General features: G+C 29.7%; 13 protein-coding genes and 1 tRNA gene. 11 read left to right on the forward strand and 3 right to left on the reverse strand.

From position 1 onward, the window contains the following. Window positions 1-22: 22 nt before the first annotated feature. From IFB02_RS00780 to IFB02_RS00825, 10 genes are all read left to right on the forward strand, one after another. Window positions 23-1,006, forward strand: a complete 984-nt coding sequence (locus tag IFB02_RS00780) for a stage II sporulation protein M (protein WP_106689230.1) — start codon at window positions 23-25, stop codon at window positions 1,004-1,006. Beyond that, window positions 987-1,928, forward strand: a complete 942-nt coding sequence (locus tag IFB02_RS00785; protein WP_106689117.1) for a hypothetical protein — start codon at window positions 987-989, stop codon at window positions 1,926-1,928. The genes IFB02_RS00780 and IFB02_RS00785 overlap by 20 nt, the downstream gene beginning before the upstream one ends. Then, complete coding sequence (locus IFB02_RS00790) at window positions 1,921-2,691, forward strand: DUF4129 domain-containing protein (RefSeq protein ID WP_146131266.1); 771 nt, start codon at window positions 1,921-1,923, stop codon at window positions 2,689-2,691. Before IFB02_RS00785 ends, IFB02_RS00790 begins: the two co-directional genes overlap by 8 nt. Further along, window positions 2,688-3,884, forward strand: coding sequence for a DUF4350 domain-containing protein (locus tag IFB02_RS00795; protein WP_106689119.1), 1,197 nt, complete (start codon window positions 2,688-2,690; stop codon window positions 3,882-3,884). Before IFB02_RS00790 ends, IFB02_RS00795 begins: the two co-directional genes overlap by 4 nt. Before the next feature lie 2 nt (window positions 3,885-3,886). Next, a complete protein-coding gene (locus IFB02_RS00800; RefSeq protein ID WP_106689120.1) occupies window positions 3,887-4,936 on the forward strand; it encodes an AAA family ATPase in 1,050 nt (349 codons plus the stop codon). 5 nt (window positions 4,937-4,941) lie between these two features. Continuing rightward, on the forward strand, window positions 4,942-5,253 hold the full coding sequence (locus tag IFB02_RS00805) for a DUF805 domain-containing protein (protein ID WP_106689121.1): 312 nt from the start codon (window positions 4,942-4,944) through the stop codon (window positions 5,251-5,253). 50 nt (window positions 5,254-5,303) lie between these two features. After that, window positions 5,304-6,635 carry a DUF58 domain-containing protein gene (locus tag IFB02_RS00810; RefSeq protein WP_106689122.1) on the forward strand — a complete coding sequence of 444 codons (1,332 nt, stop codon included), beginning with the start codon at window positions 5,304-5,306 and terminating at the stop codon, window positions 6,633-6,635. 97 nt (window positions 6,636-6,732) lie between these two features. Further along, window positions 6,733-7,977 carry an OmpA family protein gene (locus IFB02_RS00815; RefSeq protein ID WP_106689123.1) on the forward strand — a complete coding sequence of 415 codons (1,245 nt, stop codon included), beginning with the start codon at window positions 6,733-6,735 and terminating at the stop codon, window positions 7,975-7,977. 101 nt (window positions 7,978-8,078) lie between these two features. Beyond that, window positions 8,079-8,525 carry a DUF2141 domain-containing protein gene (locus IFB02_RS00820; RefSeq protein WP_106689124.1) on the forward strand — a complete coding sequence of 149 codons (447 nt, stop codon included), beginning with the start codon at window positions 8,079-8,081 and terminating at the stop codon, window positions 8,523-8,525. A gap of 95 nt (window positions 8,526-8,620) precedes the next feature. Beyond that, window positions 8,621-10,660, forward strand: coding sequence for a glycosyl hydrolase family 95 catalytic domain-containing protein (locus IFB02_RS00825; RefSeq protein ID WP_106689125.1), 2,040 nt, complete (start codon window positions 8,621-8,623; stop codon window positions 10,658-10,660). A gap of 36 nt (window positions 10,661-10,696) precedes the next feature. On the opposite strand, the gene IFB02_RS00830 is transcribed toward IFB02_RS00825, so the two are convergent. Together IFB02_RS00830 and IFB02_RS00835 are read right to left on the reverse strand one after the other, a co-directional pair. Continuing rightward, window positions 10,697-10,778 (reverse strand) — tRNA-Tyr (locus tag IFB02_RS00830). A 187-nt stretch (window positions 10,779-10,965) separates the two neighbouring features. After that, on the reverse strand, window positions 10,966-13,344 hold the full coding sequence (locus tag IFB02_RS00835) for a TonB-dependent receptor (RefSeq protein ID WP_106689126.1): 2,379 nt from the start codon (window positions 13,342-13,344) through the stop codon (window positions 10,966-10,968). 176 nt (window positions 13,345-13,520) lie between these two features. Here IFB02_RS00835 and IFB02_RS00840 point away from each other — a divergent pair, with 176 nt between their 5' ends. Then, the gene (locus tag IFB02_RS00840) at window positions 13,521-14,123 is read left to right on the forward strand and encodes a YdeI/OmpD-associated family protein (RefSeq protein WP_106689127.1); all 603 of its coding nucleotides are present in this window, start codon (window positions 13,521-13,523) and stop codon (window positions 14,121-14,123) included. Between the two features lie 58 nt (window positions 14,124-14,181). Here IFB02_RS00840 and yajC read toward each other — a convergent pair whose 3' ends face one another. Further along, the gene (gene yajC, locus IFB02_RS00845) at window positions 14,182-14,475 is read right to left on the reverse strand and encodes a preprotein translocase subunit YajC (RefSeq protein WP_106689128.1); all 294 of its coding nucleotides are present in this window, start codon (window positions 14,473-14,475) and stop codon (window positions 14,182-14,184) included. Window position 14,476: the final 1 nt, after the last annotated feature.

The following is a 14,476-nucleotide window of genomic DNA, read 5'->3' on the forward strand; positions in this document are numbered from 1 at the left end:
AATATGTAGATTTGGTTACTTTATGAGAGAAGTCGCTTTTATCAAAACCAACAAAGAAAAATGGCTTGAATTTGAACAAGCTATTTTTGGAAAACATCTAAAAAACCCAGACGAATTAGCCTCACTTTACACACAATTGGTTAATGATTTGTCCTACGCGCAAACCTATTACCCTAAAAGTAAAACGGTTTTATACTTAAATAATCTGGCTGCAAAAGCGTTTCAAAAAATCTATAAAACTAAGCGACAAGACACTAATAGATTTATTCATTTTTGGAAAACTGAAGTCCCGTTAATTCTTTTTGAATATAGACGATATCTAGCTTACGCTTTTATTATTTTTTTAAGCTTTGTAGCTATTGGCGCTTTATCTGCCGAGTATGATGATGCGTTTATAAGATTAGTTTTAGGTGATGGATATGTAAACCAAACCTTAGAAAATATAGAAAAAGGCGATCCTGTAGCTATTTATAAAAGTGGTAGTAATTGGGGAAGCGCTTTTGGTATTACCTTAAATAATCTTTATGTAGGTATAACCTCTTTTGTATTTGGTGTTTTTGGTGGAATTGGTACTGGATATATCATGATGGAAAATGGTATTATGGTTGGCGCTTTTCAATATTTATTTGTTAAAGAAGATGTGTTTTGGGAAAGCGTTAGAGGTATTTGGATACATGGCGCTATGGAGATATTTGCAATTGTAATAGAAGGTGCTGCTGGATTTATTTTAGGCGCAAGTATATTGTTTCCTAAAACATACTCTAGAATGATTTCTTTTAAAACCGGAGTTAAAACTGGAGTTAAAATATTAATTAGCACATTTCCTTTTACTATTGCTGCTGGAATTTTAGAAGGTTACGTTACAAGATACTCTAATGTAATGCCTAATTGGTTATCTATAGGCATTATACTTTTTACATTAAGTTTAATTTCATTTTACTATTTAATTTATCCATTTATAGTTCATAAAAAAGCAAAAAAAGAGCATGCAATTATACCAAACTAGAGATTTTAATTCGTTTTTTCAAGATACGTTTACCTTTTTAAAACAAAACGGAAAACACTTTTTTACTAACTTTTTTAGTATTAGTGGCGCATTAATATTAATCTTAGGATTAATAAGTTACTATGTATCTAAAACTTATACAGAAGCATTAATTTATAATTTTACTATTAATGGTAATAATGGCTTGCAAATAGATCAATTTGCAAACGATAACTTAGCTTTATTTATCTTGACCATAATAGGTGTTGTTGTGCTATCTATTCTTTTTTGGATAATCATATACGCATTCACTCCTATTTATTTCAAATTATATGAAAAGCATAAAGGAACAAACTTTACATTAAACGATATTTTAAATGTTTACAAAGCTAATACAGGAAAGTTTTTTGCCTTTTTAGTATTTGGGTTTATACTTGCTATTCCACTTGTGTTATTATTTGGTATTGTTGCTTTTGTACTAACAATTACAATAGTTGGTATACTAGGAATACCATTTTTAGTAGCCTTATTTGCCACCTTATATCACATGACATTGTTAGAAATGTTAGATAATAAAAGAAATTTTTGGGATAGTTTTGGTTACGCTTGGCGATTAATATCTAGCAAATTTTGGCATGCAGTTGGTTGTATTGGTATCTTTTATTTAATAGCCTATGTTGTACAATTAAGTATAGGTTTTGTACAAAGCATTATTCAAGGTGTACAAAGTATGACAGCTATACAACAACCTGTTGGATTAGAAGATATGTCTACAGGAACAATAATTTTAAGTTTGGTAATATTTTTTGTTTCGTTTTTAGTTAGTACAACGTTGCAAACCATTATACAAGTTAATCAAAGTATTGTGTATTATGGTTTAAAAGAAATGAACGAAAACATTAGCTCTGATAACGTAATAGATCAAATTGGATCTGGTGAATAATACATTTTTTAAATATTTATTAGTTTGTTGCTTGACTGTTGTTAGCCTTAATGCGCAACAAAAACAGTCTGACGTTATTTATGAGGATCATCCTTATTTAAAACGTTTAGATTCTGTTGCAACAGATAATAAAGCCATACAACCTATTTCTTTTAATAATTTAAAAGAAAAATACAACGACAATAATTTTAATTATTCTCAAACCAAAGCCAAATCTGGTTGGTGGACACGTTTTAAACAATCTATTTCAGATTTTTTTAAAAACCTATTTAATATAAAAAATGCTGGTCAAGCCTCTAGAATTACAGATATTTCAATAAAAATTGCAGGTGTAATAATATTCATATTAGTTATATACTTTATTTTTAAAGCTATAATTAATAAAGAAGGACATTGGGTTTTTGGTAAATCGTCTGATAAAAATATAATTCCGGTAACAGATATTGCAGCAAATATTCATCAAGCAGATTTTAAATCGCTAATTAAAGAAGCAGAAGACAATAATAACTTTAGACTTGCCGTAAGATATTATTATTTATGGTTGCTTAAGCATTTAAGCGAAAAAGAAATTATAGAATACGATGCCGAAAAAACCAATAGCGATTACCAATACGAGATTAAAAACGTAGAAATCTCTAAACAATTTGCTTATACCTCTTACCTATATAATTACATTTGGTATGGCGAGTTTAATGTAGATCAATCGCAATTTAATAAAGCTAAACATGCATTTACTAATCTTTTAAATAATGTAAAAGCATGAATAAAACTATAAAAATTTACATAGGATTATTAGTGCTTCTTTTTGGTGCAATTACTTTTATAGAATTAAGCAGACAGCGACCAATTAACTGGACACCAACTTATAATGAAAAACATAAAATTCCGTTTGGAACTTATATTTTGCATGAAGAGCTTAAAAACGTATTTCAAAATCAGGACTTTCAAGATATCAAACAAACTCCTTACGAGTTTTTTGATTCAAAATACGATTGGGAAGAAAAAACCTATAATGTAACAGGTAATTTTGTTCACGTCGCGCAGTACAGTGAAATGGACGAAACTTCTGCTCAAGAATTGTTAGATTTTGCCTCACATGGTAATACTGTGTTTATGTCTACTAATTATTTCCCTAAGAGATTAAAAGACACTTTAGGTTTTGAAACTAATAATTTATACGATGTAAAAGGTAACGCTAAATTTACCTTAACTAATTCTGCATTTAAAAACGATAGTATCACTATAGATCGTGGCATAAACAACTTTCACTTTTCAAAATTAAAATCTGAAAATTCTACCGTACTAGGACATCAAATTTTTGATAGTGTTGCGTTTCCTAACTTTATAAAAATAGACCATATTAATGGTCAGTTTATTTTACACCTTCAACCTATTGCATTTACTAATTACAACCTACTACATAAAGACAATAAAAAATATGCAGAAGCTACGCTATCCTATCTGCAAGAAGATGCTATTTTTTACAATTCTCTAAATAAAACAAATACCAATTTAGACCATTCTAAATTAAGGTTTATAAAAAGTCAACCAGCATTAAGATATGCTTGGTATTTAGCCTTAATGTCTTTAGTCCTGTTTTTAATTTTTAATGCAAAAAGAAGACAACGTATAGTAAAAGTTATTAAGCCTCATGAAAACACTACAGTAGCGTTTACAAAAACTATAGGTAATTTGTATTATGAAACTAAAGATCACAACAATCTTATAGACAAAAAGATAACCTATTTTTTAGAGTATATAAGACGTGTGTATTTTTTAGACACACAAATTTTGGATCAAAAGTTTACTAAACTATTAGCCCAAAAATCTGGAAAAGACATTAAACAAATAAAACAACTAGTAAAATCCATAGTACATTTAAAAGCAAAGCAAAATTGTACCGAAGCAGATTTATTAGACTTAAATAAGCAAATAGAAGATTTTTACACCAAATAATTATGGAAGATTTTAATCAAGACAACCAAAACCCTGAAGATTTAAATACAACTGAAGGTAATAACCAGCAATTTGACGATAATGTAAACTTTACCAACCGTATAGATTTAACCGAGTTACAAGAAGGTATCACTCAAATAAAAGAAGAAATTAGCAAGGTAATCGTTGGTCAAAAAAACATGATAGACATGTTAATTGCTGCATTGTTAGCTAATGGTCATGCATTAATAGAAGGTGTTCCTGGTGTAGCCAAAACAATATCGGCAAGACTATTGGCAAAATCTTTAGATATAGACTTTAGTCGTATACAATTTACACCAGATTTAATGCCAAGTGATATTTTAGGAACTTCTGTTTTTGATATGAAAACATCAGAATTTGAATTTAAAAAAGGTCCAATATTTTCAAACATGGTATTAATTGACGAGATAAATCGTGCTCCTGCAAAAACCCAAGCTGCACTTTTTGAAGTTATGGAAGAACGCCAAATTACAATAGATGGAAATAAATATCCTATGAATTTACCATTTATTGTACTTGCTACACAAAACCCTGTAGAACAAGAAGGAACCTATAGATTACCAGAAGCGCAATTAGATAGATTTATTTTTAAGATAGATATTGATTATCCAAATCTAGAAGACGAAATTGAAATTTTAAATCGTGAACATGCCTTAAAAGGAGAAAAGAAAATTGATAAAATCACTGCCTTTTTAAGTCAAGAAAAAATCACCAAATTTCAAAATTTGGTCAATCAAATCATTATAGAAAATCATCTAATAAAATACATTGCAGATATCATTGTAAATACACGTAGTAATCCATTTTTATATTTAGGTGCATCACCAAGAGCATCTATAGCCATTTTAAAAGCAAGTAAAGCTTTTGCTGCTATGAATGGTCGCGATTTTGTAACACCAGAAGACATCAAACAAGCTGCAATACCAGTTTTACAACACCGTGTAATTGTAACACCAGAACGCGAAATGGAAGGCGTAACAAGTAAACAAATCATAAAGCAAATTATAGAAGCTGTAGAAATACCGAGGTAATTTATATGTTCAAAAATCCATTTTCTTTTCATGGTAGAATTAGAAGAACTGAATTTATAATAAGTGTTTTAATTTGTAAAATTTTTGGATTAACATTCAACATAATCGAAAACATTTATTTTTATAAAATTCCGCAGATTCTTGGGTTGATTATAGTAATTCCTTTATTCTGGTTTCTGTTTGCTCAAGGTGCTAAAAGATGTCATGATAGAGGTAATAATGGTTGGTATCAATTTATACCATTTTACATTTTTGTAATGTTGTTAGGAAATAGTGAATATGGAGTAAATCAATTTGGACCAAATCCAAAAAATTAGATTTATACAAAAAAAATAATAATCATAATATCTCATAGAAGAATAATTAGATGAAACTCTTAAAACCATTTTACATACAAAACCGTTTTTTCTATGCATGCATTGCCATAATGATATTGTATGTGGTTAGCTTTTTGTTTCCTAGATTACTAAATATAGTTTCATTATTATTACTTTGCTTAGTAGCACTAACTGTTTTAGATACCATACTATTATTCTTTGCAAAAAAAGGTATAAATGCTAACCGTAATTTACCAGAAAAATTTTCTAATGGCGATCAAAACAATATAGATTTAATTATAGAAAATTTTTACACATTTCCTGTAAACATCAATATTATAGACGAAATTCCAGAACAATTTCAAGTTAGAAATTTTAATATAACTAGAACATTAAAACCTACATCAACCACAAAACTACAATATCAATTAAGACCTGTAGAACGTGGCGAATATCATTTTGGTAAATTAAATATTTATGCAACTTCATTCTTTGGTTTAATTGCAAGAAGATTTGCTTTTTCAGACCAACAAATGGTACCAAACTATCCTAGTTTTATTCAGTTAAAAAAATATAACCTAATCGCATTTAGCAACAACCTACTTCAATACGGAATAAAAAAAGTACGCAGGTTAGGTCATACTATGGAGTTTGAACAAATTAAAGATTACGTTTTAGGTGACGATTTGCGTACCATAAACTGGAAAGCTACTGCAAAACGAAGTAGTTTAATGGTTAATCAATTTCAAGACGAAAAATCTCAACCAGTCTATTCGGTAATAGATAAAGGACGCGTAATGAAAATGCCTTTTAACCAACTTACCTTATTAGACTATGCAATAAATGCGTCTTTAGTAATATCTAACGTGGCTTTAAAAAAACACGATAAAGCAGGTATTTTTACATTTTCTAAAAAAGTTGAAAACCGAGTTGTAGCACAAAAAAGAACATCTCAAATGAATTTAATTCTGGAAGCGCTTTACAACGTAAATACCGATTTTTTTGAAAGTGATTACAGTAGATTATATGCAGATATAAAACGAAATATAACTCATAGAAGTTTAATTTTACTTTATACAAACTTCGAAACATTAGATAGTTTAAATAGGCAATTACCTTATTTAAAAGGTATAGCAAAATCACACTTATTAGTAGTTATATTTTTTAAAAACACAGAGCTAAATCAGTTTATAAAAACGCCTGCTCAAACAATTCAAGATACTTACGATAAAGTAATTGCAGAGAAATTTGCATTTGAAAAACGACTTATCGTAAACGAACTAAAAAAGTACGGCATCGCTTCCATATTAACAACTCCAGACAACCTTACGCTAGATACAATTAATAAATATTTAGAGATTAAAGCACGAGGTTTATTATAAGTACATCGGTAACAATTACCTATTATCTAATTCTTTTTAATTATTTGTTTTTTTAGTTTATATTGGCTTTGCTATTAATCAATTTACTAAAAAACTCATGAAACGTTTAGTATTACTACTAATTGTAATTCTCCCTTTATTTTTAACTAATACAACTATAGCTCAGGATAAATACTCTCCTTGGACTGCTAGTTTAAGTACAAATGCGGTAAATAATCCTGTAAGAATGCTTCCTGGCGAAAAAGGTAAATTTAAAACTTGGAATATGGATCCTGCTGGTTTTAAATTTGGTATTGCAAGACATATTTATAACAAATGGTCTGTAGAGACTTTAGTGTCTCTTAATAGTATAAATCAGCATCATATAAATCAAGATCAAAAATTTCCGTACATATCTATAGATGGAATGTTTAAATATAATTTAACCAATAGTTTTGTATTAAATCCTTATGTTACATTTGGTGGCGGATATACTTGGTTAGACCAAATTGGTGCTGGAACAGCAAATATTGGTGTTGGTGTAAATATTTGGGCAACATATAATTTTGGATTTACAGCACAAAGTATTTACAAACATGCGTTTGAAGATTATGGGCTTAGCCACTACCAACATTCAGCTGGTATTATTTTTAAATTTGGTGGTACAGATAGTGATAACGATGGTATTGTAAACCAAGAAGATTTATGTCCTAATGTGTTTGGTTTAGCAAAATTTAAAGGTTGTCCAGATACAGATAATGATGGCATTCCAGATAAAGAAGATAATTGTCCAGATACACCTGGAGAATTTAATGGTTGTCCAGATCAAGATAAAGATGGTATTCCAGATATTTATGACAAATGTCCTTTAGTAAAAGGCGAAAAAGAATCTAAAGGTTGTCCTTTACCAGATTTGGATAAAGATGGTGTTCCAGATAAATATGATAAATGTCCGCAAGTAAAAGGTGCAGATAACGGTTGTCCAAAAAGCAAACAAAATACAGCTTACACTGCAGATGATTTAAAATCCTTAAAACCTGTTTTAATCTATTTTGAATTAAGTAAAGCTGAAATTAATAAAGACGGAAAGATTAGTTTAGATAACATGGCTAATTTTATTAAAAAAGCATCATTTAAAAAGTATTTAGTTTCTGGTCACACAGACAATACATCTTCAGATCAAACAAACTTAAAATTATCACAAGAAAGAGCAAATACTGTAAAAGCCTATTTGGTAAGTAAAGGTGTAAATCCAGATGTATTAGTCGCTAAAGGTTTTGGAGAAGCTTATCCAGTAGATACTACAAACACAGAAGAAGGCAGACAAAAAAACAGACGTGTAGAAGTTATTCCAGTAAAATAAACAATTGGTCATTAATTTTCTACAGTTCAGAAGTTTAAATTATTAAACCATAAGGTTTTGTTGCAATTTTGAACCATCAAATAACAACAAAACCTTAAATTATGAAAACTGTTTATTTCACTTTAAAAAATTGTAGCCTTTCTATTCTATTTACATTAGTAAGTCTTGTAGCTGTAGCGCAATCTTCAACCCAAAAAACTACTAACACTATTACTGTTACTGTAGACAATCTAAAAAACAATAACGGTCATGTTATGTTTGGACTTCATACAAATAGCACATGGTTAAAAGGTCCTGGTTTAAAAAACGAAATGACTACAATTGTTAATGGAAAAGCTACTATCACTTTTAAAGACGTAAATCCTGGTACTTATGCCATATTAGTACTTCACGATCAAAATGATAATAAACAAATGGATTTTGATAATGGTATGCCAATAGAAGATTATGGTATGTCCAACAATCCTATGTCGTTTGGTCCGCCAATTTATAACGAAGCAAAATTTACAATAACAGATAAGGATCTAGAATTAAACATCAGACTATAACCATCCAAAAAACCAATCAATCAAAAAACCGAACAAAAAAGCACATTTCTAATGTGCTTTTTTTAATTTTAAGATCTAACAAACTAACTTATCCCATGAGAAACCACATTCTATTATTATTCATCTTATTTGTATTTAACCTTAATGCTCAAGATAAAGGATGGAATATTAGAACAACAGATGTAAATGCAGATTATACTGGAATTGCTATTGCTAACGGAAGAATAGGTATGCTTAGTTCTAAAGCGCCTTTTCAAATTAAACACATTGTTCTAAATAATGTTTATGATGTAGACCCAAATTTAGAAGTTAGCCAAATTTTACACGGAATGAATTTTGGCAATCTAGATGTTTACATTGACAACGAAAAAATTACCCAAAACAACATTTCTAATTGGCAACAAAACATGAATATGAAAGAAGCTGCATTTACAACTTCTTTTCAATTTGAAGACAAAGCCAAAATACATTGCACCGTTTATGCATTACGTCACTTACAATATACAGGCTATATAGATATTAAAATAGAACCGTTAAAAGCTATTGATGTAGAAGTATTTGGTAAAATAATTACACCTAAAAACTTTAAAACACCTAAACATAAGTTTCAAATTTTAAAAGATAATGAAACTACTATGCCAATTTTACAATCTGTAGCTGTAAGTCCTTTTGAAAAACATAAAGTAGCTACTTCAGGTACATTTATATGGCATAACATAAACTCTTCTAGAGAAAATCAAAGACCAGAACTACATCATAAAATTACAAGTGATTACGAAAACACGCTTTCATTTAAAAAACACTTAGATAAAGGTGAAACATTAGAATTTGCTTGGACTGGTGCAGAATGTACTACAAAAGATTTTGATGATCCTAAATCAGAATCAGAACGCATGGTTATTTTCAACCTATTAAATTCAAGAGACGTACTACTACAAAGACACAAGCAAGAATGGGCCAAATTATGGGAAGGAGATATTATTATAGAAGGCGATTTAACATCACAATTAGATGTTAGATTGGCGTTGTATCACCTTTATGCATTTGGAAGAGGCGATTCTAATCTAAGTATTGCGCCAATGGGTTTATCGTTACAAGTACCATACAACGGTCACATATTTTGGGATACAGAATTATGGATGTTTCCACCTTTATTAGTTTTAAATCAAGATATCGCAAGATCACTTGTTAATTATAGATCTAATTTATTAGAACCAGCAAAACAAAAAGCAATAAATTACGGTTATAAAGGCGCTATGTTCCCATGGGAAAGCGATGATACAGGAGAAGAAGCAACGCCACCTTTTGCTTTAACTGGTCCTTTTGAGCATCACATAACTGCAGATATTGGTATTGCATTTTGGAACTATTATCGTGTAACCAAAAATAAACAATGGTTAAAAGAAAAAGGATATCCTTTAATGAAAGAAGTTGCAGATTATTGGGTTAGTCGCGTAACTAAAAACACAGATGGATCTTATTCAATTAACAATGTAGTTGGTGCAAACGAGTTTGCTCCAAATGTAAATGATAATGCATTTACAAATGGTGCAGCAATAACAGCTTTAAAATATGCTATAAAAGCAGCTAAAGAATTAAATTTAAACGAAGATAAAGCTTGGGAAGACGTTGCTAATAATATTAGAATTTTAAAAATGAAAGATGGCACAACTAAAGAACATGCCAATTATAACGGAGACATTATTAAACAAGCCGATGTAAACCTACTTTCCTATCCATTAAATATCGTGTCAAACCAAGAAGAAATTGTACAAGATTTAAAGTATTATGAACCCAAATTAGCAATAGAAGGTCCAGCAATGGGAAAATCTATTTTTGCAGTACTGTACGCTAGATTAGGAGATGCAGATAATGCTTTTAGATTATTTAAGCAAAGCTACCAACCCAATCAACAAACACCATTTGGTGCATTATCTGAAACAGCTGTTTCTAACAATTCTTATTTTGCAACTGGTGCTGGCGGAATGTTACAAACCGTTTTATTTGGTTTTGGTGGTTTACATATTACAGATAATGGTATTGAACAGAAAAATGCAATATTACCTAAACAATGGAAATCTTTAACCCTAAAAGGTATTGGACCAGATAAAAAGACATTTGTAATTAAACCATAAACTAAAAAAAGCGTTCTAAATAGAACGCTTTTTTTGTGGGGAGAGCAGGATTCGAACCTGCGAAGACATAGTCAGCAGATTTACAGTCTGCCCTCGTTGGCCGCTTGAGTATCTCCCCAAAACCGACAGCAAATATATTTAAGAAAACATTCTAAACAAAGCAAAATTTAATCCTTTTTTAAAAAAATTTAAACGGGATTGATTTTTAAGCTATTACCAAAAATAAAGCCTCTAAAAATAGAGGCTTTATAACAAATAAATGAAAATTTAATATAGGATACTATTAAATTTTATTAATAGAAAGATTAAAACGAGTACGTTAAAACACCAGCAAAATTTCTTGGATCTGTCTGGTTGATAAATCTTGTTCTGTATGCATTGTAACCTATTTCATTAAATACATTGTTTAGTAAAAATCTAAAGTTCCAGTGTTGGTTAATGTTATAAGCAACTTGCGCATTAACTTGTGTATAGGCGTCTATGTTAAATGGTTCTTGATTTGGTACAATACCTTCGTGTGTAACAGCTCCTGCGCTCCAATCGTTTATAGGTCTTTCTCCAGTGTAATATACTCCTGCTCCAACTGATAATCCTTCTAGCTTTTGCTTAAAATTGTAATTAGCATAAGCATTAAAAGTATGTTTTGGTGTGTTTAAAGGTGCAGAACCATATACAAAAGACGTATGTTCTTTGTATTGCGCATCGATATAAGAGTAACCAGTAATAACTTCTAAATTATCTAAAATTCTACCACTTAATTCTACTTCAATACCTTTACGTTCATCATTTCCTCCTTTTTGATAATAACCTGTTGCAACCCAGTTTTCATCATAAACCGGAAGGTTAATATCTTTATTATTTATTTTGAAGAATGTAAAGTTGAATCTTAATTTATTGTCTAACCAATTGGTTTTTATACCAGTTTCAAATTGATCAAATCTTTCGTTTCCTAGTTCATTCCCATTTACATCTAATCTTGTAGCTGTTCTTGGGTAAGAACTATTTGTGTACGATGCAAATACGTTGATGTTTTTTAAAGGCGAAACTATGATTCCTCCTAATGGATTAAACGCATCTTTTTCTGTTGTTTCGGTTTCTGTAATAGATTGTGTTTTACTATATCTTAAACCTAAAAATGTTTTTAACCACTTATTTATCGTTATAACATCTTGAGCAACAAAACCAATTGCTTTAGATTTTGATCCACCAACATTTACGCTAGAAAAACCTAAATCTGATGGTAATGTATGTGCATTTGATGTAAATACATCTATTGTATCTATAGCTGAATTACGTTGTGACGTTGTACTAAAGCTAGTTGTACGATAGTCAAATCCTACTTGAAAAGTATGTGATATTGATCCTGTTTGTAATTGATTACCTATTAAGTCAAATTGTAAAACACTGTTATCATCGCTTCTTGTAGACACAGAATATCCTCTAACACGTTGGTTGTAAACTGGGTTACCGTTTACATCTTCTATTACACTACCTAAACTAGCACCTTTATCATCTAAATCTAAGCTTGATTTATAAAATGCACCTTTAAGACTTAATTTGTCTGTTAAAACACGATCTACTCTAACAGAATATGTTGCGTTTGTGGTTAATGACTTATCGTTTTCATAACCTAAAAATTGGTTATCTGGTAAATCATAAATATTATTTTGATCGTTTTCACCAAGATTAACAGTACCTAAATCTGGTGTACGACTATCTTCAAAATAATCCATTTCTAACGTTACAGTTGTTTTATCGTCTGCTTTCCATTCAAAAGATGGATTGATATAAAAACGGTCACTAGAAACACCTTCTCTAAAGCTATCTGCTCGTTCTAATGCACCATTAATTCTAAACGCAGTATTTTCTGTTTTTGTAAGTGGTCCATAAACATCAAAGGTTGTTCTTGCTTGTCCAAAACTTCCTGCACGCAAAGATGCATTACCACCAAAAACATACTTAGGTGTTTTTGTAACAAGATTTATAACTCCACCAGGACTTCCTAAATCTGTTGCTACACCTTGAGTAATAGAAGCAGCTCCTTTTAAAACTTGAATGTTATCTACACCTTGCATATCTGTTAAAACACCAACTCCTCTAAAATCTGAATGTACTCTTACTCCATTTTTTAATATAGGAATACCTCTAAATCCACGAGAAGACATACTTTCTCTTTTATTACCATAAGTAGCAAAAGTATATACACCAGGTACGTTTTTTGTAGCATCTGCAATAGTTAAGTTACCTTGATGAGTGATTAACTTATCAGATATAATTGAAATACTTTGAATTTGCTCGTAAGGCGCTAAAGGTAATCTTGTTAAAGCTTCAATTTTATCAGGATGTTTGTAACGATTACCAAAAACTTCAACTTCATCTAAATCTGTATTTAATTCTAATTCAAAATTTAGATTTAGTGTTTGATTTTCTTCTAAAGTTACTGCTTTTGTTACAGGTGAATATCCTACATAAGATACTTTAATGTTGTAATTACCTGCTTTTAAATTTCCTAAGGTATAATACCCATTTTGATCTGCAGATGTTCCTTTATAGGTACCATCTATTGTTACGTTTGCAAAAGGAATAATTTGATTATCGGTAGTAGTAATTTTACCGGTGATTTTTGATTGTGCAAAACCTAATTGCACACTAAAGACTAATAATAAACTTATATATTTAAGCATAATGTTATTTAGATTGGTTTTAAATAATGCCGCAAATATATATCTCAATCCTAATAAAACAAAGTTTATTTAGACTAAATATAAATAAAATAATTCATTGGATTGAATCACAGTTAATTAGTTACTGTTAAATTTTAATTTATTACTTTGTTTGATAACTAACTAATATAAAACTTGTGAAAAAAGTAACAACTGTAGAAGAATACATTGAAAATAATTCGCATTTTAAAGACGAATTAATACAACTAAGATCTATACTTATTAGTACTGAACTTGAAGAGAATATCAAATGGAATGCACCAACCTACTCTATTAATGGTAAAAATGTTGTTGGCTTAGGTGCATTTAAAAATCATTTTTGTTTATGGTTTTTTAATGGTGTTTTTTTAAAAGATGAAGCCAATGCTTTAGGTAATGCTCAAGAAGGTAAGACAAAAGCATTACGACAAATGCGATTTGACACAAACAATTCTATTAAAAAGAGTTTAATATTATCTTATATAAAAGAAGCTATTGAAAACCAAAAGCTTGGTAAAGAAATTAAACCTAGTAAAACTTTAAAAAAGGATGTGAAAATACCTGAATTATTAAATGAAGCTTTTAATAAGAATGACAAATTGAAATCTGCTTTTAATGACTTAAGTCCTTCTAAACAAAAAGAATACTGTAATTATATTTTGGAAGCTAAACGTGAAGTAACAAAACTTAAACGATTGGATAAAATTGTTCCTATGATTATAGCTCAAAAAGGTTTACACGATAAATACAAGAATTGCTAATAAAAAAACGACCATCTAAATTTAGATGGTCGTTTTTTAATATTATTTAAAAGTAAATTTACTTTTTTACTGCTGTTGGATTGTTTAACGCTTTACTCATTTCCATAGAAATTGCAGAGCGATCAAATTTTAATTTACCCGACATAGTTTCGATAATACAGCTATTGTCTTTGTCATTAAGATCTGCTATTTTACCATGTAAACCACTTTTTGTAATTACTTTATCACCACGTTTTAATTCTGCTGCAAACTTTTTTTCTTGCTTAGCACGTTTCATTTGAGGTGCAATCATAAAAAAATACACCACAGCAAACATTAAAATTATTGGTAAAAAACTTCCTAATTCTCCCATA

The organism is Mesoflavibacter profundi, from assembly GCF_014764305.1.
Taxonomy (GTDB): domain Bacteria; phylum Bacteroidota; class Bacteroidia; order Flavobacteriales; family Flavobacteriaceae; genus Mesoflavibacter; species Mesoflavibacter profundi.